Below are 20066 nucleotides of genomic sequence, written 5' to 3'. Positions count from 1 at the left end.
GCGCCGCCGTCATCGCTATGTTCAGGTTCGCATGCTATATGCAGCGCGTGTCAACAGCGCTCCCCCATACCTACGCCATCGGCATCGAGCCGGCCGACATCGACTTCATGGGTCACGTCAACAACGCGAACTATCTGAAGTGGGTACAGGCCGCGGTGATCGACCATTGGCAGCGTCTCGCGCCCGCCGAGGCGGTTGCCGGGCACCTCTGGGTCGCGCTGAAGCACGAGATCACGTACCGCAAGCCCGCGTTCCTCGACGACGACGTCATCGCGACAGTGTTGCTCGAGAAGGTCCAGGGCGCGCGCGCGTTTTACGAGACGATCATCAAGCGCGGCGAGGACGTGCTCGCCGAGGTCAAGTCGAGCTGGTGCTGCCTCGATGCCGAGACGCTGCGCCCATCGCGCCTCGCGAACAGCGTCGTCGAGCATTTCTTCCCGAAGACCGACCTTAAGGACTGATACGCCTGGGACGATCGGTCCTCAGAAATCGATCGCCATGCCCTTCAGCTCCCAATCTCCGTACCGCGTAGGATCGCGCGGCTCGGGGTCCTTGTCCGGCACGATCGCCTCAGGCTTTGGCACCGGCGTATTCTTCGCCAGATATTCAGGTGGCTTAACGTGATCGGGGCGCTGGCCCATCGCGGCTCTCCGGATTTGCGTGTTGGCGTCGTAACCGCCACATGGGCCCTGTCGCGTCGCTTTGCCACAAGCCGCGCGCCAAACCGAACGCGAAGGACCTTGATATGCCCGACTATACCCACGCCCCAGAGCCGCTTGGCGTCCCGACCCGACGCGCCGCGCTCCGCCTGCTCGACGCCGTCCTGCGTCGCGGCGAGTCGCTCGAATCCGCATTGCCCGCCGCAACGCGCGCGATCCACGGCCCTGATCGTGGCCTCGCGCATGCGATCGCCGCCGAGACGCTGCGCCGCTTGCCCGATCTCGACGCGATGATCGATTCGGTGACCAAGACCAACCTGCCCGACGATGCGAAGGCGCGGATGGCGCTGCGGATCGCGCTCGTCCAGGTGCTGATCCTCGGCACGCCCTCGCACGCCGCGATCTCGACCGTGCTGCCGCTGGTCGACGGTGGCCCGCGCAAGCTCGTCCACGGCGTGTTCGGCACGCTGTTCCGCGCCAACATGCTGCTCCCCGAAGTGCCGACGCTGCCCGCCCCGGTCGAGCTGCGCTGGGAAGCTGCGTGGGGCGAGGAGATGGTCGATGCCGCCGGCCGCGCGATCGCGCAGGTGCCGCCGCTCGACCTGACGATCGCCGACCCGTCCGAGACCGAAGGCTGGCGCGAGAAACTCGGCGGCGAGAGCTTCATGCCCGGCCATCTCCGTCTCGGCGATCACGACTCCGTCCCCGACATGGCCGGCTTCGGCGACGGCGCGTGGTGGGTGCAGGACATCGCCGCTTCGCTCCCCGCGCGGTTGCTGGGGAAGGCCCCGTCAGAAGGTGGCGGCCACGTCCTCGATCTCTGCGCAGCCCCCGGCGGCAAGACGCTGCAACTCGCGAGCGCCGGCTGGACCGTCACCTCGGTCGATAATTCGCAGAGCCGCATCAAGCGTCTCCGCGAGAACCTCTACCGCACGCATCTGAAGGCCGAGGTGGTCAACGCCGACATCCTCGAATGGGCGCCGACCGAGCCCGCCGACGCGATCCTGATCGATGCGCCGTGCAGTGCTACGGGTATCTTCCGCCGCCACCCCGACGTCCTCCACCGCGTCCGCCCCTCGATCATCGCCGAGACCGCGGCGTTGCAGGCGCGCATCTTCGCGCGGGCGGCGGATTGGGTGAAGCCCGGCGGCACGTTAGTGTACGCAACCTGCTCGCTCGAACCGTCGGAAGGCGAAGCGCAACTCGACGCGTTCCTCGCGGCCCGCAACGACTACACGATCGCCCCGGTCGACCAGTCCGAACTTCCCGCCGGTATCACCCCGACGGAGGCCGGCACGATCCGCACGCTCCCCGGCATGCTCGCCGACCAAGGCGGCTGCGACGGCTTTTTCATCGCCCGGCTAAAACGAAGCTAACCTTCTGCCTCCCCCCTCCCTGAAAGGGAGGGGCCGGGGGTGGGTAGGCCGGCTCGGGCCGCAACCGCAGGAACATGCGGAACCCGACCCACCCCCAACCCCTCCCTTCCAGGGAGGGGCGAAAACCAAGGCCTTCGCACCACGCGAATCCCGCGCTAGGACAATCTCATGCAACCCGTCCGCATCGCCCCCTCGATCCTCTCCGCCGACTTCGCCAAGCTCGGCGAGGAAGTCCGCGCCATCGACGCAGCCGGCGCCGACTGGATCCACATCGACGTGATGGACGGTCATTTCGTCCCCAACATCTCGTTCGGCCCCGCGGTCATGAAGTCGGTCCGCGGCGTCACGACCAAGCCGTTCGACGTCCACCTGATGATCTCGCCCGTCGACGCCTATCTCGACGCGTTCGCGGAGGCCGGCGCCGACTGCATCACCGTGCATTACGAGGCCGGGCCGCACATCCACCGCTCGCTCCAGCACATCAAGGGCCTCGGCAAGCGCGCAGGCGTCGTGATCTGCCCCGGCACCCCCGCAAAGATGCTCGACTACCTCATGGACATGGTCGACCTCGTCCTCGTGATGAGCGTCAACCCGGGCTTTGGCGGCCAGAGCTTCATCCCGAGCCAGCTCAAGAAGATCAGCGCGATCCGCACGATGATCGAAAAGAGCGGCCGCGCGATAGATCTCGAAGTCGATGGCGGCGTCGATGCCGAATGGGCCAAGCGCTGCATCGAAGCCGGCGCCGACGCATTGGTCGCGGGCACCTCGGTCTTCCGCGGCGGCCCCGACCACTACGCCGCCAACATCGCCGCGTTGCGGGGGTGAACGAACCGCGTGATCCTGTAACCGATCCCGCGCCGGACGGGATCGACGAAGGCCGCCGCCTGATCCGTCTCGGCGGCGACAAGGGGCTGTCGCTCGCTGATCGGCTGGCCGAGCGCTTCCACCGCCTGACGTGGCGCACCCCGCTCCACACGCTCCGCCTCAAGGGGCGGTATCCGCTGAAGCTGATCGCGGTCCCCGACGACCCCATTCTCGGTGACATCCCCCGCGGCACGATGCTGCTGGAGGGCGTCCTCTCGTTCCGCGGTGAAGCGCGCGACATCGAGACGCTCGATCTTACGAAACCGCTCCCAAAGCCCTTTGCCGAATATCTCCACAGTTTCGCATGGCTACGCGACCTTTCGACCGTCGCGACCCGCGCGCGGGGCGCCCCGATCGCCGAATACCTCATGGGGCTCTGGCTGACCGCGTACGCCGACACCCAGGGCGGGATCGCATGGCGCCCCGACATGTGGGGCCGCCGCATCCTCGCCTGGACCGCGCACGCGCCGCTGATCCTGTCGTCCTCCGACCAGATCTATCGCTCGAAGGTGCTCAACGCGCTCGCAAAAGGCGCGCTCCACCTTGATCGCAACGCCGACAAGGCCCCGGCGGGTGCCCCGCGCATCGCCGCGTGGTGCGGAGTCGTCGCGGCCGGGCTGCTAATCCCCGGCGGAGAACCGCGCCAGGCGTTCGGTGAAGCCGGCCTGCTCCGCGCACTCGGCACCGGCCTGTTCGACGATGGGGGCTCGGTCTCGCGCAGTCCGGCGATGCTGCTCGATTCGATCCAGTTGCTGACGCTGCTTCAGGAAAGCTACGCCGCGCGTGGCACCGAACTGCCCGAGATGGTGGCGGTTACGCTGACCCGGATGGTCGCGGCGCTGCTTGGCGTCGCGCACGCCGATCGCGGCCTGTCGAGCTGGCAGGGTGGTGGCCCCGCCAGCGAAACGCAGGTCGCAGCGGTCGTCGAAGCCAGCGGTGTCCGCACGCGTCCCCTCCGCCAGGCGCGCGACTGGGGCTATCAACGCCTCGCCGCCGGCACCGCGGTGCTGATCGTCGACGCTGCCCCGCCGCCGATTGCCCGCCTAGTCGAAGGCGGCTGCGCCTCGACGCTGGCGTTCGAATTCTCCGACGGCCCTGCGCGGATCGTCGTCAATTGCGGCGGCGCCCGTGCGGGCATCGCCCAACTCCCCCCCGCGATGGTCGAAGGCCTGCGCTCGACCGCGGCGCATTCGACGCTGACGATCGCCGACAGCAATTCGACCGCGATCCTCACCGACGGCACGCTCGGCCGCGGCGTCGGCGAAGTCGAGCTCAGCCGCCAGGAATCGGACGCCGCCAGCCGGATCGAGGCGAGCCACGACGGCTATGTCCGCCGCTGGGGCTTCCTCCACCGCCGCCAGCTGATGCTCACCGGCGACGGCCGCGAACTCCGCGGCGAGGACGCGCTGTTGCCGCAGGGTCGCAAGCGCCGCGCCGGATTGTCGCTGTTCGCGATCCGTTTCCACCTGGGGGAGGGCGTGCAAGTCTCCCCTACCGCGGATGGCCTGGGCGCGATCCTCCGCCTCCCCGGTGGGCCCTTGTGGCAATTCCGCTGCCGCGGCGGTGCGCTGGTGGTCGAGGACAGCGTCTGGATCGACGCCGACGGCCGCCCGGTCGCGACGCAACAACTGATGATCACCGGCGAAGCGGCAGCCGGCGGCGCGAGCGTAAGCTGGGCGCTGAAAAAGGCCTGACAGCCACACTCGATTAAAGCGCCCCCCCGGCGAAGGCCGGGGCCCAATTGGGAAACGTCGCTAACCGGGGACGGCACTCCGTTATTGCCACCTTTCCACTTGGACCCCGGCCTCCGCCGGGGAGGTGCTACCTTTGTTGAGCGGCTCGACAGAGCAGAGGAGCCCTGTTCCCCGACGGCAACCAACGCTAAGGCACCGCCGCACGGCGACCCCCGACGAAAGACCCTCATGACCAGCATCCCGATCAAGCGCGCGCTCCTGTCCGTCTCCGACAAGACCGGGATCGTCGATCTCGGCAAGGCGCTGGCGAGCCACGGCGTCGAACTCGTCTCCACCGGCGGCACCGCCACCGCCCTCCGCGCTGCCGGGCTGGACGTCCGCGACGTCAGCGAACTCACCGGCTTCCCCGAAATGATGGACGGCCGCGTCAAGACGCTTCACCCGATGGTCCACGGCGGGCTGCTCGCGGTCCGCGACGACGCCGGCCACGCCGCCTCGATGGCCGAGCACAAGATCGGCGCGATCGACCTCGTGATCGTCAACCTCTACCCGTTCGAGGCGACCGTCGCGAAGGGCGCCAACCGCGACACCGTGATCGAGAACATCGACATCGGCGGCCCCAGCATGGTGCGCTCGGCGGCCAAGAACCACGCCTATGTCGCGATCGTCACCGACCCCGCCGACTATGCGCTCGTCTCCGGCGGCACGACGACACTCGACGACCGCAAGAAGCTCGCGGCCAAGGCCTTCGCCACCACCGCCGCCTATGATTCGGCAATCGCGACCTGGTTCGGCACGGTAGATCAGGCCGAGGAATTCCCCGCCACCCTGCCGATCACGCTCAAGCGCGGCGACACGCTCCGCTACGGCGAGAACCCGCACCAGTCCGCCGCCTTTTACACCGCAACCGGCACCGTCCGCGGTATCGGCCAGGCCCGCCAGCTCCAGGGCAAGGCGCTCAGCTACAACAATCTCAACGACGCCGACGCCGCACTCGAACTCATCGCCGAGTTCCGCGACGCCGAGCCCTCCGTCGTGATCGTCAAGCACGCCAACCCGTGCGGCGTCGCCACCGGCGCCACCCTCGCCGAAGCCTATGCCGCGGCATTCGCCTGCGACACGGTGTCGGCATTCGGCGGCATCATCGCCGTCAACCGCACGCTCGACGCCGAAACCGCGCGCCAGATAACCGGCATCTTCACCGAAGTCGTCGTCGCCCCCGACGCCGACGAGGAGGCGATCGCGCTGTTCGCCGCCAAGAAGAACCTCCGCCTGCTGCTCACCGGCGACCTCCCCGATCCCGCGCGGCTCGGCTTGACGGCGAAGTCGATCGCTGGCGGCTGGCTCGTCCAGGGCCGCGACAACGGCACGCCCGGCGAGTTGAAAGTCGTCACCAAGCGCCAGCCGACCGAGCAGGAACTCCTCGACTGCCGCTTCGCCTGGACCGTCGCCAAGCACACCAAGTCCAACGCGATCGTCTATGCCAAGGACGGTAGCACCGCGGGGATCGGCGCCGGCCAGATGAACCGCCTCGAATCCGCGCGCATCGCCGCGTGGAAGGCAAAGGACGCGGCGGAAAAGGCCGGGTGGTCGACCCCGCGCACGATCGGCTCGGCGGTCGCCTCCGACGCGTTCTTCCCCTTCGCCGACGGGTTGCTGGCAGCGGTCGAGGCCGGCGCGACGGCAGTGATCCAGCCGGGCGGCTCGATCCGCGACGCCGACGTCATCGCCGCAGCGGACGAAGCCGGCCTCGCGATGGTCTTCACCGGCATGCGTCACTTCCGGCACTGAGTTCGACGCGCTCGGATCGCTTGCGCTAACTGTTCCCCCGCGAAAGCGGGGGCCCAGGACCACAAACGGCATCGTTCGTAACCCTGGGCTCCCGCCTTCGCGGGAGAACAGCGTGTGCGGTGAGGTTGCCCATAAAAGAGGCACCCACACCGCGTTGCACAAGTTTTAACCCCAAAACCCCCGCTGCTCCGCCCGCGAGCACACACCACCCCTCCACACCGCAACTGGCACGCACATTGCGAGGCACCTGCCGTAACAAGGGGAAGGGGCGCGATGAAACTCGTCATTGCCATCATCAAGCCGTTCAAGCTCGACGAGGTGCGCGAAGCGCTCACCACGATCGGCGTGGCGGGCATGACGGTCACCGAGGTCAAGGGATTCGGCCGTCAGAAGGGCCAGACCGAGATCTATCGCGGGGCCGAGTACAGCACCAACATGGTGCCGAAGATCAAGATCGAGGTGGTCTGCGCCGCCAGCCTGTCCGACCGCGTGGTCGAGGCGATCCAGGCATCGGCGAACACCGGTGCGATCGGCGACGGCAAGATCTTCGTGCTCGACGTCGGCCAGGCAGTGCGGATCCGCACCGGCGAAACCGACGATTCAGCGCTCTGAGGGGGGACGAGATGAAGCATGATTTGAAGAAGGTCGCCGTCGCGGCTCTAGGGTTCGGCGCGACGATGATCGCCGCCGCACCCGCCTGGGCACAGGCCGCAGCCGCACCGGTGGTCGCGCCTGTCGTCGCGACCGTGAACAAGGGCGACACCGCCTGGATGATGACCTCGACGATCCTCGTCCTGATGATGATCCTGCCCGGCCTCGCGCTGTTCTATGGCGGCCTCACGCGGTCGAAGAACATGTTGTCGACCATGACTCAGATCGGTGCCGTCGCGGCGCTCGCGATGCTCATCTGGGTGATGTGGGGCTACACGCTGGCGTTCGGTCCCGACGTGACCAACCCGCTGCTCAGCAACTTCATCGGCAGCTTCGACAAGGCGTTCCTGAAGGGTGTCACGCCGGCTTCGCAGGCCGCGACCTTCACGGCTGGCGTCGAGATCCCCGAATATGTCTTCATCTGCTTCCAGATGACCTTCGCCGCGATCACCATCGCGCTGGTCCTGGGCTCGGTCGTCGAGCGCATGAAGTTCTCGGCGGTGATGGTGTTCGGCCTGGTCTGGCTGACGATCGTCTATTTCCCGATCGCGCACATGGTGTGGGCATCGAGCGGCTATTTCTTCAAGGCAGGCGCGCTCGATTTCGCCGGCGGCACCGTGGTCCACATCAACGCCGGCGTCTCGGCACTGGTCGCAGCCCTGATCCTCGGCAAGCGTATCGGCTATCCGAAGGAGCCGATGGCACCGCACTCGCTGGTCATGACCGGCATCGGCACCGGGCTGCTCTGGGTCGGCTGGTTCGGCTTCAACGCCGGTTCCGCGCTCGAGGCGAACGGGTCTGCCGCGCTTGCGATGCTGAACACCTTCGTCGCCACGGCATCGGCTGCGCTGTTCTGGATGCTTGCCGAGAAGCTCTCGGGTCACAAGGGTTCCGCACTCGGCTTCTGCTCGGGCATCGTCGCTGGCCTTGTCGCCGTCACGCCGGCCGCAGGCAACTCCGGCCCGTTCGGCGCCATCGTCCTCGGTGCGATCGCCTCGCTCGTCTGCTTCATGGCAGTGTCGAAGCTCAAGCCGATGCTCGGGTACGACGACTCGCTCGATGCCTTCGGGATCCACGGCATCGGTGGCATGATCGGCGCGATCGGCACCGCGGTGGTCTATGCCCCGTCGCTCGGCGGGCCCGGTGCTGCGGACTATGCGATGGGCGCCAAGCTCTTCGTGCAGCTCCAGGCGGTGATCGTGACGATCATCTGGGCCACGATCGGCACCACGATCGCGATCTACGTCGCCAAGGCCGTCACCGGTCTGCGGGTATCGCCGGAAGTCGAGCACGAGGGTCTCGATATCGGCGAACATGGCGAGCGCGCTTACAACTAATCGGTAGCGGGCCAGTCGAGCCCGCACCCACGACGTTCCTCCTGCGGACAACCTTAGCCCGGTGTGGAAACACACCGGGCCTTTTTTATGTCGAACGAAGTGGTACTTCGATCGAGTTTGGAGGGGTGGGCTAAACCACTTCGTACGGCACGGCGCCGCGGCGGTCGGGGTCGACGCGTATCTCGCTGGCGGCCGGCGGAAACGCGCGCTGGTCGCAGTCGGTGCGCAGGCAGATGCGGCACGACGACCCGATCGGCGTAGCGATGCCTCCGGTCCCCAGCGCATCCGCATAGATGAACTCCGACGCGTTCGCCTCCTCGCACCCCAGCGCCACCGCGTAGCGCCGCGCCGGTCGCGTGTACGTCTCGGACGGTTTCACCAGCCCTTTCGCCATCGAGACGTAGCGGATGCCGTCGGTCGTCTCGATTAGTTGCGTCAGGATTCGGTCGGGGATCGCCACCGCCTCGTGGACGATCCACAGCGGACACGCCCCCCCGAACCGCGCGAACTGCAGGCGCGTGGCCGAGTGCCGCTTGGTGATGTTCCCCGCCATGTCGACGCGGCAGAAGAAGAACGGGATGCCCAGCGCGCCCGGTCGCTGCAACGTCGAGAGCCGGTGGCAGGTCTGCTCGAAACTCGTCCCGAAAATCCGCCGCAGCCGGTCGATATCGTGGCGGACGCTCCGTGCCTCCGTCCGGAAGCGGGTATAGGGCATGACGATTGCCCCCGCCGCGTAGTTGGTCAGCCCCGCCGTCAGCAACGCGCGCGCCGTCTCCGACGCCATTTCCGACGCCGCGACGATCCCGCCGATGACGTCGCCGAACTCGTGCCGCGCGACTTGGTGCGCGAGCGAGAACAAGGTCGTCTCACCGGGCTGAGATCCATCGAGCCGCAACGTTGCGCCGTCATAGTCGCGCAAAGGTGCAGCGAGCCCGCCCGAAATCGCGACCGATACGCCGCGCGCCGCGAGCCGAGCCTCCAGCGCAGCGATCCGGTCCGCCCCCAGCGTCTCGCCGATCTCCTCCGCCCGCCGATCGAGCGCATCGACATAATTGCCCGCCGCGTGAAACCAGTCGCGCACGTCCTCCCACGGCAACAACCCAGGCGCCCCCGATCCCGCCACCAACCGGTCGTCGAGCGCGCGCAACTGCTCCTGCGCCCGCCGATACGCGTCGTGCATTGCAACCAACCGCTGCGCCAACAGCGGCTGGTGCTTCACCGCACGCCGCACCGCGGTCTCGTCGAGCGCGGGCGCCTCGACGCTCGTGTCCGACACCGCCTCCAGCGTCGCGATCAGCAGCGCAGTATCGTCCGCCGCGTCGATGCTCCCCCAATCCGCCGGAAACTCGCGCGCCAGCGTGATCAGCACGCCCTCGGTCACCGGCCGGTCGCCATTCTCGATCTGCGAGAGGTAGCTCACCGACAACCCGATCCGCACGGCCATCGCGGCCTGGCTGATCCCGAGCACCCGGCGCAGGTCGCGCAGGCGGTGTCCGACGAAGAGGCGACGCGCGGGCAAAGTCATATCCCCGCCTAGTTTGCAAACATGCCTCGGACAAGTTTGCAACATTGCATTTGCGCATCGCATCCCGCTCTGTGAAGGCAGTCAGCAGGACGGAGAGACGATGTCATCCACGATCGAAGAGCTTGAACGCCGCCGCGAAGCCGCCAGAGTCGGCGGGGGCCTCAAGCGGATCGCAGCGCAGCACGCCAAGGGAAAGCTTACCGCGAGGGAGCGCCTTGACGTGCTGCTGGACGAGGGGTCGTTCGAGGAGCTCGACATGTATGTCGAGCATAACTGCGTCGATTTCGGCATGCAGGACCAGGTGATCCCCGGCGACGGCGTGGTCACCGGCTCGGGCACGATCAACGGCCGCCTCGTCTTCGTCTTCAGCCAGGATTTCACCGTGTTCGGCGGGTCGCTCAGCGAGCGTCACGCGCAGAAGATCTGCAAGGTGATGGACAGCGCGATGAAGGTCGGCGCGCCGGTCATCGGCCTCAACGACAGCGGCGGCGCGCGCATCCAGGAGGGCGTCGCCTCGCTCGGTGGCTATGCCGAGGTGTTCCAGCGCAACGTGCTGGCCAGCGGTGTCGTGCCGCAGCTTTCGCTGATCATGGGACCCTGTGCGGGTGGCGCGGTCTATTCCCCCGCGATGACCGACTTCATCTTCATGGTGAAGGATTCGAGCTATATGTTCGTCACCGGCCCCGACGTGGTCAAGACGGTGACCAACGAGGTCGTGACGCAGGAAGCGCTCGGCGGCGCCGTGACGCACACCACCAAGACGTCGGTCGCCGACAACGCGTTCGAGAACGACATCGAAGCGCTACTTGCGGCGCGCGATTTCTTCGACTTCCTGCCCGCATCCAATCGCGAGGGCGTGCCCGAGCGTTCTACCGCGGACGAATGGGACAGACTTGAGGAGAGCCTCGACACGCTGATCCCGGCGTCGGCGAACCAGCCCTACGACATGCACGAGCTGATCCGAAAGACCGTCGACGAAGGCGATTTCTTCGAGACTCAGCCGGCACATGCGGCCAACATCATCACCGGCTTCGGCCGGATCGAAGGCCGCACGGTCGGCTTCGTCGCGAATCAGCCGATGGTGCTGGCCGGCGTGCTCGACATCAATTCGTCGAAGAAGGCCGCCCGGTTCGTGCGCTTCTGCGATGCGTTCGAGATCCCGATCGTGACCTTCGTCGACGTCCCCGGCTTCCTGCCCGGCACCGCGCAGGAGCATAACGGCATCATTAAGCACGGCGCGAAACTGTTGTTCGCCTATGCCGAGGCGACCGTGCCCAAGATCACCGTCATCACGCGGAAGGCGTATGGCGGCGCGTACGACGTGATGGCGTCGAAGCACCTGCGCGGCGATCTCAACTATGCATGGCCGACCGCCGAGATCGCAGTGATGGGCGCGAAGGGCGCGGTCGAGATCATCTTCCGCGGCAAGACGCCGGAGGAGATCGCCGAACGCACCGCGGAATACGAGGCGCGGTTCGCCAATCCGTTCGTGGCGGCAAGCAAGGGCTTCATCGACGAAGTGATCCAGCCCCATTCGACCCGCCGCCGCATCGCGCTGGGTCTCCGGAAGCTCCGCGGCAAGGCGCTGGAAAATCCGTGGAAGAAGCATGACAACATCCCGTTGTGATCCGGCGGCTTGTTGCATGATGATAAGCACATTATCATGTCATGCGAAGGAGTCGTGACATGCAGACCGAACGCGTGACGTTTCTGACTACGCCCGATCACAAGGCAGCGCTCGATGCGTTCGCGGCGAACAGCGGCATGTCCGTCGGCCGCGTCGTGCGTGAAGCGACAACGCGGTACATTGCTGCACCGGCGTCGCACGACGAGGAAGCGGCATTGGCGTTTCTCGCACCGGAGATCGAGGCCGCTGTCGACGACATGAAGATGTCCATTCAGTCGATGCGGGAGAATATCGCGCGCACCTGCGCTGTGGTCGATGCGGTGTTGGCGGGCGAAAGACCGTGAGTGCGGGTGAGAAAGCATTTGGCGTTTTCAAGACGATCCTGACGCTGAAGGATCAGCTCGATGGTCTCGATCGAGACGTCGCTCAGCTTGGCGGGCGGCTCGCGGGTCTTGCCGGTGCGCATGGTGACCTGCGCGATCGGGTGTCTCGCTTGGAAGGGGTGATCGAAGGCGCTGCAATGGCGGCGGCCCAGCAGCGGAGGATCGAGCAATGATTGCGTTTCTTCTGCTTCAAGCCGCAGCCGTGGCGGCACCTGCACCAACCTGGAAGCTCGCGGATCGCACCAATCAGGCGGGTGTGCGCAGCATCTCCGCGTCGGTCACCGGCAACGATGGTCTGTCGCGGTTCGTGGTGAAGTGCGATGTCGCGGCCGAGCCTATCGTCTCGATCCAGTTCATCCAGCCGCAGCCGCTCGGGTCAGGCGCGGACAAACCCGTCGCGGTGCGCTTCGATGGCGGGCCGGCGTTCACCTATAACTGGCAGTTTCCGGGCACGGGGACCTACGTCACCGATCCCGAGGCGATCACCAGGCTGACGACGTTTCTGGTAAAATCGAAGACGGTACGGGTCGAGACCACCAACGGCGCGAACTTCGCGGTGCAGGCGAATTTCGTCGCGCCGACCAGTGATGCGATGATCCGGCAGGTGCTCGGCGTGTGCGGTTACACGCTGGGTGTCGTTCCCACGCCGCCGCCGCCACCGAAGGATGCGCAATGACATTGGGCCGCCTCAACCATGTCGGAGTTGCGACGCCGTCGATCGCGAAGTCGGTCGAGACGTATCGCCTGCTGCTCGGTGCGACCGCGATTGGCGAGCCCTTCGACCTGCCTGCGCAGGGCGTAAAGGTGTGCTTCATCGATGCGCCCAACACGCAGATCGAGCTGATCGAGCCGTATGACGAGAGTTCGCCGATCGCCGGCTTCCTGCGCAAGAACCCGGCCGGTGGTCAGCATCATGTCTGTTTCGAAGTCGCCGATATCGCCGCCGCGGTCGCCGACCTGAAGGCGAAGGGTGCGACCGTGCTGGGCGAGCCGCGGATCGGCGCGCATGGCACGCCGATCGTGTTCGTGCACCCCAAGGACTTTGGCGGCATGCTGGTCGAGTTGATGGAGACGCCGGGCGATACCGGCGCGCACTAGGAGAGATATGATGGCCGCGTACGAGCATATCCTGAGCGAACGGCGCGGCGACGTGCTGGTGCTGACGCTCAACCGGCCCGACCGGCTGAACGCCGCACCGCCGGCGATGTTCGAGGAGTTGCGCGCGGCGTTGGGCGACTTGAACAGTGCGCGCGCTGTTCTGATTGCGGGTGCGGGACGCGCGTTCTGCTCGGGCGCGGATGTCGGCGGCGGGGCGCTTGGTTCGGACAATCCAGGCGAGGCGACGTTCGCGGCACTGACCGGCAGCTACAATCCGACGATGACGGCGCTCGCCGACCTGTCGGTGCCGGTGGTCAGCGCGGTGCGTGGTCCTGCGGCAGGGATCGGCTGCAGCCTCGCGCTCGCTGCGGATTTCTGCGTCGCGAGCGAGAACGCGTATTTTCTCCAGGCGTTCGTGAATATCGGGCTGGTGCCGGACGGCGGCGCGTCGTGGATGCTGCCTCGCTTGATCGGGCGCGCGCGGGCAACGGAAATGATGATGCTCGGCGAGCGCGTGCCGGCCGCCAAGGCGCTCGACTGGGGAATGGTGCATAAGGTCGTGGCGGACGATGCGCTGGATGCCGAGGCGTTCGCGCTGGCGGAGCGGCTGGCGGCGATGCCGACGGTCGCGCTGGGGTTGATGCGCCGGGCGATTACGGCTGCGTACGAGACGGATTACGCGACCGCGATGCAGGCCGAAGCGGCGAACCAGCGCGACGCGCGTGGGTCTGCGGACTCGATGGAGGGCGGCCGCGCTTTCCTGGAAAAGCGCAAGCCGGTGTTCACCGGGAAATGACCTCCGCCTCCAACACCACCCCGGCATTTCTAACCACCACCCCGGCGGAGGCCGGTGCAACTCTCCGTTACAGCAACCTTTCCAATTGGGCCCCGGCCTTCGCCGGGGTGGTGTTCTCCGCATGACTGACAAACCGAACCCCACCCTCGCGGACTGGCAGGCCGCCGCCGCCAAGGAAGTAAAGGGCGCCGACCTCACCTGGCCGACACCCGAAGGCATCGACGTCAAGCCGCTCTACACCGCGGACGACGTCACCGCCGACCCCGGCCTCCCAGGTTTCGCGCCCTTCACCCGCGGCGTCCGCGCGTCGATGTACGCCGGTCGCCCCTGGACGATCCGCCAATACGCCGGCTTCTCCACCGCCGAAGCCTCGAACGCCTTCTACCGCCGCAACCTCGCCGCCGGCCAGAAAGGCCTCTCGGTAGCATTCGATCTCGCCACCCACCGCGGCTATGATTCCGACCACCCCCGCGTCACCGGCGACGTCGGCAAGGCAGGCGTTGCGATCGATTCGGTCGAGGACATGAAGATCCTCTTCGACGGCATCCCGCTCGACAAGATGTCGGTCAGTATGACGATGAACGGCGCGGTGATCCCGATCCTCGCCTTCTTCATCGTCGCGGGCGAGGAGCAGGGCGTCGACCGCAAACTGCTCGACGGGACTATCCAGAACGACATCCTCAAAGAGTTCATGGTCCGCAACACCTACATCTACCCGCCCGAGCCGAGCATGCGGATCATCTCGGACATCTTCGGCTACACCAGCCGCGAGATGCCCAAGTTCAACAGTATTTCGATCAGCGGCTATCACATGCAGGAGGCGGGAGCGACGCAGCTCCACGAGCTCGCCTTCACGATCGCCGACGGCATGGAATATGTGAAATACGGCGTCGCGTCCGGGCTCGACATCGACAAGTTCGCCGGGCGGCTGTCGTTCTTCTTCGCGATCGGCATGAACTTCTTCATGGAGATCGCCAAGCTTCGCGCCGCCCGCGTGCTCTGGCACCGCGCGATGACGCAATTGGGCGCGCAGGACGAGCGCTCCAAGATGCTGCGTACGCACTGCCAGACCAGCGGCGTCTCGCTCACCGAGCAGGACCCGTACAACAACGTCATGCGCACGACGATCGAGGCGATGGCGGCGATGCTGGGGGGTACGCAGTCGCTCCACACCAACGCGCTCGACGAGGCGATCGCGCTGCCGACCGACTTCTCGGCACGGATCGCGCGCAACACGCAGATCGTGATCCAGGAAGAGACGGGGATGACCAAGGTCGTCGACCCGCTCGGCGGCAGCTATTATATCGAGAGCCTGACGCAGTCGCTGGTCGACGGCGCCTGGACGCTGATCGAGCGGATCCAGTCCGAGGGCGGCATGGCGAAGGCGGTCGCGGCGGGCTGGCCCAAGGCGATGATCGAGGAAGCCGCCGCCGGCCGCCAGGCGCGCGTCGATCGCGGCGAGGACGTCATCGTCGGGGTGAACAAGTACAAGCTCGCCGAACAGGACGCGATCGAGATCCTCGACGTGGACAACGTCGCAGTGAGGGCGGGCCAAATCGAACGCATCGAGCGGGTGAAGGCCGCGCGGGATGAGGCGACATGCCGTGCTGCCCTCGATGCGTTGCGGGAAGGCGCGAAGGGCTCCGAAAACCTCCTCGCGCTTGCGGTCGAGTGCGCCCGCGCCCGCGCCACGCTCGGCGAAATCTCCTCCGCGATGGAAGACGTGTTCGGCCGCTACGGCACGCAGCCCACCCCCGTCTCCGGCATCTATGGCGGCGCTTACGAAGACGATGCACGCTGGACCCGCCTCACCGACGGCGTCGAAGCCACCGAACGCCGGATGGGGCGTAAGCCGCGCATGCTGGTCGCCAAGATGGGCCAGGACGGCCACGACCGCGGCGCCAACCTAGTCTCGTCGATGTTCGGCGACCTCGGCTTCGAGATCGTCCCCGGCCCGCTGTTCCAGACCCCCGCCGAAGCCGCCGCGCTCGCGCTCGAAAACGACGTCGATATCGTCGGTGCCTCGTCACTCGCCGCCGGCCACAAGACGCTGATCCCCGAGCTGATCGGCTATCTCCGGGAGGCGGGCCGCGCGGATATCAAGGTGATCGCGGGTGGCGTTATCCCCGCACAGGACTATCAGGCGCTGCGCGATGCCGGGGTCCAGGCGATCTTTGGACCCGGCACCAACCTGATCCAGGCCGCCGAGGACGTGTTGAAACTCCTCGGCCACAACATGGCCCCGCAAGAGGAAGCCGCCGAATGACGACCACTACGCTGATGTCCCCCTCCCGCCTGCGGGAGGGGCTAGGGGAGGGCAGTGCCGCGAACACTGCTGCCGCCGCTTCTGGACAGACCCTCCCCCGACCCCTCCCGCAGGCGGGAGGGGAGTCTAGGACCGACTGGACTCGCGCGGAAATCGCCGCGCTGTTCGACCTCCCGTTCGACGAACTCATGTTCCGCGCGCAGACCGTCCACCGCGCGCATCACGCGATCGGCGAAGTCCAGCTCTGCACGCTGCTGTCGATCAAGACCGGCGGCTGCCCCGAGGATTGCGGCTATTGCTCGCAGTCCGCGTCGTCCGACTCCGGCCTGAAGGCGGAAAAGCTGATGGACGTCGACGCGGTGCTCGCCGACGCCGCGCAGGCCAAGGCCGCCGGCTCGCAGCGTTTCTGCATGGGTGCCGCCTGGCGCAACCCGAAGCCGCGCGACATGCCGAAGGTCGTCGCGATGGTCGAGGGCGTCCGCGCGATGGGGCTCGAGACGTGCATGACGCTCGGCATGCTCGACGCGGACCAGGCCAAGCAGCTCGCCGAAGCCGGCCTCGATTACTACAACCACAACATCGATACCTCGCCCGAGAATTACGGCAACGTCATCACCACGCGCACCTTCGGCGATCGCCTCGATACGCTGGCGAACGTCCGTGACGCCGGGATCTCGGTCTGCTGCGGCGGGATCGTCGGCATGGGCGAGACGCGCAGCGACCGCGTCGGCTTCGTCCACGCGCTCGCCACGCTGCCGCGCCACCCCGAGAGCGTGCCCGTCAACGCGCTGGTCCCGGTCAAGGGCACGCCGCTCGGCGACATGCTCGCCGGCACGCCGATGGCGCAGATCGACGACATCGAGTTCGTCCGGACGGTCGCCGTCGCGCGGATCACGATGCCGCTCAGCATGGTGCGGCTGTCGGCCGGGCGCGAGAGCATGTCGGAGGCTACCCAGGCGCTCTGCTTCATGGCCGGCGCGAACTCGATCTTCACCGGCGACAAGCTGCTGACCACCGGTAACGCCGGCGACAGCGCCGACGCGACGCTGCTGGCGAAGCTGGGGATGAAACCGATGGTCGGCGCGGAGCCGATGAGAGAGGCCAAGACATGCTGCTGATCGCACTTTTGATGGCCGCCGCGCCGATGCAGTCGCAGGCGACGATGAACGCGTCCGCCGGCACGAGTTACGCGCGGGCGGATGCAGCAATGACTGCGCAGTGGAAGCGGACCTACGCCTACATGAAGGGTCGCGACGCGCAGGACGGGTCGCGCGGCGGCGGGTTCGGCTATGCGGCGGCGCTGCTGGAGAGCCAGCGCGCGTGGCTCAAGTTCCGCGATACGCAGTGCGTGATCGAAGGCGGGCAATACGCGGGCGGTTCGGCGCAGGGCATGACAATTGCCGGGTGTAGGACCGACCTGACGCAGGCCCGCACGAAGCAACTCAAGACGATGATTTGGTACCAATAACCAGTCCGCACCCGGACCGCGTCCGGCAAGACGGCACAGAGTAGGGCGAGTGATGTTCAAGAAAATCCTGGTCGCCAATCGGGGCGAGATCGCGTGTCGGGTCATGCGGACCGCCAAGGCGATGGGCATCAAGACCGTCGCGGTCTATTCCGACGCCGACGCGCGCGCGCCGCACGTGCTGATGGCCGACGAGTCCGTCCGGCTCGGGCCGGCACCCGCCGCGGAGAGCTATCTCAAGGCCGAGTTGATATTGCTCGCGGCCAAGGAAACCGGCGCGGACTGCATCCATCCGGGCTACGGCTTCCTCTCCGAACGCGAGAGTTTCGCGCTGGCCTGCGCCGAGGCCGGGATCGCGTTCGTCGGCCCCCCACCCAACGCGATCGCCGCAATGGGCGACAAGATCGAATCGAAGAAGCTCGCCAAGGCCGCGGGCGTCAACGTCGTGCCGGGCTATCTCGGCGAGATCGACAGCACCGATCACGCGGTCGAGATCGCCGGCGGCATCGGTTATCCGGTGATGATGAAGGCGTCGGCCGGCGGCGGCGGCAAGGGCATGCGGCTGGCGTACAGCGAACAGGACGTCCGCGAAGGCTTCGAGGCGACCAAGCGCGAGGGGCTCGCCAGCTTCGGCGACGACCGCGTGTTCATCGAGAAGTTCATCGAAAGCCCGCGGCATATCGAGATTCAGCTGATCGGCGACCAGCACGGCAACATCGTCTATCTCAACGAACGCGAATGCTCGATTCAGCGGCGGCATCAGAAGGTCGTCGAGGAGGCGCCGTCGCCGTTCGTGACGCCGAAGATGCGGAAAGCGATGGGTGAGCAGGCCGTCGCACTGGCGCAGGCGGTGGGGTATTTTTCGGCGGGCACGGTCGAGCTGATCGTCTCGGGCGCGGACACGACGGGGGAGGGGTTCTACTTCCTCGAGATGAACACCCGGCTTCAGGTCGAGCATCCGGTGACGGAAGAGATCACTGGGCTCGATCTCGTCGAACTGATGATCCGTGTTGCGGCTGGCGAACCGCTCGGGTTCACGCAGGACGAGGTGAAGCTCAACGGTTGGTCGATCGAGAACCGTGTGTACGCGGAGGACCCGTATCGTGGGTTCCTGCCATCGATCGGTCGATTGGTGCGATATAATCCGCCCGAAACCTCCCCCCTCCCGCAAGCGGGAGGGGCCGGGGGTGGGCACGCGCTCTCCTCCACGGTTACGCTTGATGATGGCGCGAGCCCACCCCCCATTCCCCTCCCGCAAGCGGGCGGGGGGGAAGCGAGGGTCCGTGTCGACGACGGCGTCCGCGAGGGTGGCGAGGTCAGCATGTTCTACGACCCGATGATCGCCAAGCTCATCACCTGGGCGCCCACGCGCGACGGCGCGATCGCCGCGCAGATCGCCGCGCTCGACGCGTTCGAATTGGAGGGGCCGGGCAACAACATCGATTTCCTCTCGGCGATCATGCAGCACCCGCGCTTCCAGTCGGGCGCGCTCACCACAGGCTTCATCGCCGAGGAATATCCCGACGGCTTCCACGGCGCCCCCGCCGACGCCGAATTGCTGAAGACGCTCGCCGCCGTCGCAGCCTTCGCCGCGACAGCAGAAGCCGACCGCGCGCGCCGCATCGACGGCCAACTCGGCAAGCGCCTCCGCCCGCCCGCCGACTGGGTGGTGTCCATCGACAAGATCGACCACGCGGTGACGGTCTCGACCGACGGCATCATGGTCGACGGCGAAGAGCTCGACCTGTCGCTCGAATACACGCCCGGCGATCGCATGGTGGTCGCCGACGGTCATGAGACAGATGGCGACGAACACCTCACGATCCGCATCGCCAAGGCCCGCGCTGGCTTCAAGCTTACCGCACGAGGGGCAAGCCATGTCGCCCGCGTCCTTCCCGCTCGCGTCGCGCCGTACACCGCGCATCTGATCGAGAAGGTCGCGCCCGATCTGTCGAAGTTCCTGATCTGCCCGATGCCGGGGTTGCTGGTCCGGCTCGACGTCGCGGCGGGCGACAGGGTCGAGGCGGGGCAGCCGCTGGCGGTGGTCGAGGCGATGAAGATGGAGAACATTCTCCGCGCCGAGAAGACGGGCACGGTGAAGTCGGTCGCCGCGAAGACCGGGGACAGCTTGGCGGTGGATCAGGTGATCCTCGAGCTCGACTGAGTTAGCGCTTCACTCGTCCCGCCCGTCATGCCGGACTCGTTCCGGCATCCACCGTTCCGCACACCCGATAAAACGGAGCATGCGGGCCGGTGGGCCGGCGTCCGCCGGGGTGACGGAGAGGGAGGTACGTTTCTGACACCTAACGCCAGGCAGTTGACCGCACTATTGTTTCCCCGCGAAGGCGGGGACCCAGCCTGGGCTCCCGCCTTCGCGGGAGAACAAGGAAGGGTAGGCCGGCAGCTGTGTTTGCAGGACCGCGTCCCCCCCTAACACCACCCCGGCGAAGGCCGGGGCCCAGTTGGGAGCGGCAGGTGATTGAGGCCAGCGCTCCGTTACAGCGACCTTTCCAACTGGGCCCCGGCCTTCGCCG

At 66.9% G+C, this 20066-nt stretch carries 19 protein-coding genes; 17 read left to right on the top strand and 2 right to left on the bottom strand.

The annotated features are described in order from the left end of the window. Nucleotides 1–47 precede the first annotated feature (47 nt). Nucleotides 48–461 carry an acyl-CoA thioesterase gene (locus J4O76_RS02620; protein WP_107955557.1) on the top strand — a complete coding sequence of 138 codons (414 nt, stop codon included), beginning with the start codon at nt 48–50 and terminating at the stop codon, nt 459–461. Nucleotides 462–482: 21 nt separating this feature from the next. Here J4O76_RS02620 and J4O76_RS02615 read toward each other — a convergent pair whose 3' ends face one another. Then, nucleotides 483–641 (bottom strand): DUF1674 domain-containing protein, encoded by a 159-nt coding sequence (locus J4O76_RS02615; protein WP_107963485.1) that lies wholly within the window; start codon nt 639–641, stop codon nt 483–485. 104 nt (nt 642–745) lie between these two features. On the opposite strand from J4O76_RS02615, the gene J4O76_RS02610 reads away from it, so the two are divergent. The 6 genes from J4O76_RS02610 (at nt 746) to J4O76_RS02585 (ending at nt 8372) form a co-directional block, all read left to right on the top strand. Beyond that, nucleotides 746–2035, top strand: coding sequence for an RsmB/NOP family class I SAM-dependent RNA methyltransferase (locus J4O76_RS02610; protein WP_426280066.1), 1290 nt, complete (start codon nt 746–748; stop codon nt 2033–2035). A 168-nt stretch (nt 2036–2203) separates the two neighbouring features. Beyond that, nucleotides 2204–2860 (top strand): ribulose-phosphate 3-epimerase, encoded by a 657-nt coding sequence (gene rpe / locus J4O76_RS02605; RefSeq protein ID WP_426280065.1) that lies wholly within the window; start codon nt 2204–2206, stop codon nt 2858–2860. Next, entirely contained in the window at nt 2857–4593 is a 1737-nt protein-coding gene (locus J4O76_RS02600; protein ID WP_426280064.1) for a heparinase II/III family protein, read from the top strand. Before rpe ends, J4O76_RS02600 begins: the two co-directional genes overlap by 4 nt. Before the next feature lie 228 nt (nt 4594–4821). Then, nucleotides 4822–6384 carry a bifunctional phosphoribosylaminoimidazolecarboxamide formyltransferase/IMP cyclohydrolase gene (gene purH / locus J4O76_RS02595; protein WP_426280063.1) on the top strand — a complete coding sequence of 521 codons (1563 nt, stop codon included), beginning with the start codon at nt 4822–4824 and terminating at the stop codon, nt 6382–6384. Between the two features lie 273 nt (nt 6385–6657). Then, nucleotides 6658–6996 carry a P-II family nitrogen regulator gene (locus tag J4O76_RS02590; protein ID WP_056053652.1) on the top strand — a complete coding sequence of 113 codons (339 nt, stop codon included), beginning with the start codon at nt 6658–6660 and terminating at the stop codon, nt 6994–6996. Between the two features lie 11 nt (nt 6997–7007). After that, on the top strand, nt 7008–8372 hold the full coding sequence (locus J4O76_RS02585; protein ID WP_426280062.1) for an ammonium transporter: 1365 nt from the start codon (nt 7008–7010) through the stop codon (nt 8370–8372). A gap of 130 nt (nt 8373–8502) precedes the next feature. On the opposite strand, the gene J4O76_RS02580 is transcribed toward J4O76_RS02585, so the two are convergent. Beyond that, nucleotides 8503–9897 (bottom strand): helix-turn-helix domain-containing protein, encoded by a 1395-nt coding sequence (locus J4O76_RS02580; RefSeq protein WP_426280061.1) that lies wholly within the window; start codon nt 9895–9897, stop codon nt 8503–8505. A 100-nt stretch (nt 9898–9997) separates the two neighbouring features. Between J4O76_RS02580 and J4O76_RS02575 the strand changes: the two genes are divergently transcribed. The 10 genes from J4O76_RS02575 to J4O76_RS02530 all read left to right on the top strand — a co-directional run bounded on the left by J4O76_RS02575 (nt 9998) and on the right by J4O76_RS02530 (nt 19696). After that, complete coding sequence (locus J4O76_RS02575) at nt 9998–11524, top strand: acyl-CoA carboxylase subunit beta (RefSeq protein WP_426280060.1); 1527 nt, start codon at nt 9998–10000, stop codon at nt 11522–11524. A 59-nt stretch (nt 11525–11583) separates the two neighbouring features. Continuing rightward, on the top strand, nt 11584–11868 hold the full coding sequence (locus tag J4O76_RS02570; RefSeq protein ID WP_093400483.1) for a hypothetical protein: 285 nt from the start codon (nt 11584–11586) through the stop codon (nt 11866–11868). Beyond that, entirely contained in the window at nt 11865–12080 is a 216-nt protein-coding gene (locus J4O76_RS02565; RefSeq protein WP_056063944.1) for a hypothetical protein, read from the top strand. Before J4O76_RS02570 ends, J4O76_RS02565 begins: the two co-directional genes overlap by 4 nt. Then, a complete protein-coding gene (locus J4O76_RS02560; RefSeq protein ID WP_426280059.1) occupies nt 12077–12583 on the top strand; it encodes a hypothetical protein in 507 nt (168 codons plus the stop codon). The genes J4O76_RS02565 and J4O76_RS02560 overlap by 4 nt, the downstream gene beginning before the upstream one ends. Further along, nucleotides 12580–13005, top strand: a complete 426-nt coding sequence (gene mce, locus J4O76_RS02555; RefSeq protein WP_253071401.1) for a methylmalonyl-CoA epimerase — start codon at nt 12580–12582, stop codon at nt 13003–13005. The genes J4O76_RS02560 and mce overlap by 4 nt, the downstream gene beginning before the upstream one ends. A gap of 7 nt (nt 13006–13012) precedes the next feature. Then, complete coding sequence (locus J4O76_RS02550; protein WP_426280058.1) at nt 13013–13801, top strand: enoyl-CoA hydratase-related protein; 789 nt, start codon at nt 13013–13015, stop codon at nt 13799–13801. Nucleotides 13802–13922: 121 nt separating this feature from the next. After that, nucleotides 13923–16067 (top strand): methylmalonyl-CoA mutase, encoded by a 2145-nt coding sequence (gene scpA, locus J4O76_RS02545; protein ID WP_426280057.1) that lies wholly within the window; start codon nt 13923–13925, stop codon nt 16065–16067. Then, nucleotides 16064–17185 (top strand): biotin synthase BioB, encoded by a 1122-nt coding sequence (bioB, locus tag J4O76_RS02540; RefSeq protein WP_426280056.1) that lies wholly within the window; start codon nt 16064–16066, stop codon nt 17183–17185. Before scpA ends, bioB begins: the two co-directional genes overlap by 4 nt. Then, nucleotides 17176–17535, top strand: coding sequence for a lysozyme inhibitor LprI family protein (locus J4O76_RS02535; protein WP_426280055.1), 360 nt, complete (start codon nt 17176–17178; stop codon nt 17533–17535). Before bioB ends, J4O76_RS02535 begins: the two co-directional genes overlap by 10 nt. A gap of 52 nt (nt 17536–17587) precedes the next feature. Beyond that, nucleotides 17588–19696 carry a biotin carboxylase N-terminal domain-containing protein gene (locus J4O76_RS02530; protein WP_426280054.1) on the top strand — a complete coding sequence of 703 codons (2109 nt, stop codon included), beginning with the start codon at nt 17588–17590 and terminating at the stop codon, nt 19694–19696. Nucleotides 19697–20066: the final 370 nt, after the last annotated feature.

The organism is Sphingomonas sp. NFX23 (assembly GCF_049887795.1).
In the GTDB taxonomy this organism is placed as follows: domain Bacteria; phylum Pseudomonadota; class Alphaproteobacteria; order Sphingomonadales; family Sphingomonadaceae; genus Sphingomonas.
Note: the sequence above shows the minus strand (reverse complement) of the source record. Positions and strands in the feature narration are given on the sequence as shown.

Excerpts from the sequence above, each read along its gene's own strand:
- bioB (WP_426280056.1), top strand. The coding sequence starts at position 16,064 with ATGACGACCACTACGCTGATGTCCCCCTCCCGCCTGCGGGAGGGGCTA.
- scpA (WP_426280057.1), top strand. The coding sequence starts at position 13,923 with ATGACTGACAAACCGAACCCCACCCTCGCGGACTGGCAGGCCGCCGCC.
- J4O76_RS02615 (WP_107963485.1), bottom strand. The coding sequence starts at position 641 with ATGGGCCAGCGCCCCGATCACGTTAAGCCACCTGAATATCTGGCGAAG.
- J4O76_RS02560 (WP_426280059.1), top strand. The coding sequence starts at position 12,077 with ATGATTGCGTTTCTTCTGCTTCAAGCCGCAGCCGTGGCGGCACCTGCA.
- J4O76_RS02550 (WP_426280058.1), top strand. The coding sequence starts at position 13,013 with ATGATGGCCGCGTACGAGCATATCCTGAGCGAACGGCGCGGCGACGTG.
- rpe (WP_426280065.1), top strand. The coding sequence starts at position 2,204 with ATGCAACCCGTCCGCATCGCCCCCTCGATCCTCTCCGCCGACTTCGCC.
- J4O76_RS02610 (WP_426280066.1), top strand. The coding sequence starts at position 746 with ATGCCCGACTATACCCACGCCCCAGAGCCGCTTGGCGTCCCGACCCGA.
- J4O76_RS02590 (WP_056053652.1), top strand. The coding sequence starts at position 6,658 with ATGAAACTCGTCATTGCCATCATCAAGCCGTTCAAGCTCGACGAGGTG.
- J4O76_RS02575 (WP_426280060.1), top strand. The coding sequence starts at position 9,998 with ATGTCATCCACGATCGAAGAGCTTGAACGCCGCCGCGAAGCCGCCAGA.
- J4O76_RS02585 (WP_426280062.1), top strand. The coding sequence starts at position 7,008 with ATGAAGCATGATTTGAAGAAGGTCGCCGTCGCGGCTCTAGGGTTCGGC.
- mce (WP_253071401.1), top strand. The coding sequence starts at position 12,580 with ATGACATTGGGCCGCCTCAACCATGTCGGAGTTGCGACGCCGTCGATC.
- J4O76_RS02580 (WP_426280061.1), bottom strand. The coding sequence starts at position 9,897 with ATGACTTTGCCCGCGCGTCGCCTCTTCGTCGGACACCGCCTGCGCGAC.
- J4O76_RS02530 (WP_426280054.1), top strand. The coding sequence starts at position 17,588 with ATGTTCAAGAAAATCCTGGTCGCCAATCGGGGCGAGATCGCGTGTCGG.
- purH (WP_426280063.1), top strand. The coding sequence starts at position 4,822 with ATGACCAGCATCCCGATCAAGCGCGCGCTCCTGTCCGTCTCCGACAAG.
- J4O76_RS02570 (WP_093400483.1), top strand. The coding sequence starts at position 11,584 with ATGCAGACCGAACGCGTGACGTTTCTGACTACGCCCGATCACAAGGCA.
- J4O76_RS02535 (WP_426280055.1), top strand. The coding sequence starts at position 17,176 with ATGCTGCTGATCGCACTTTTGATGGCCGCCGCGCCGATGCAGTCGCAG.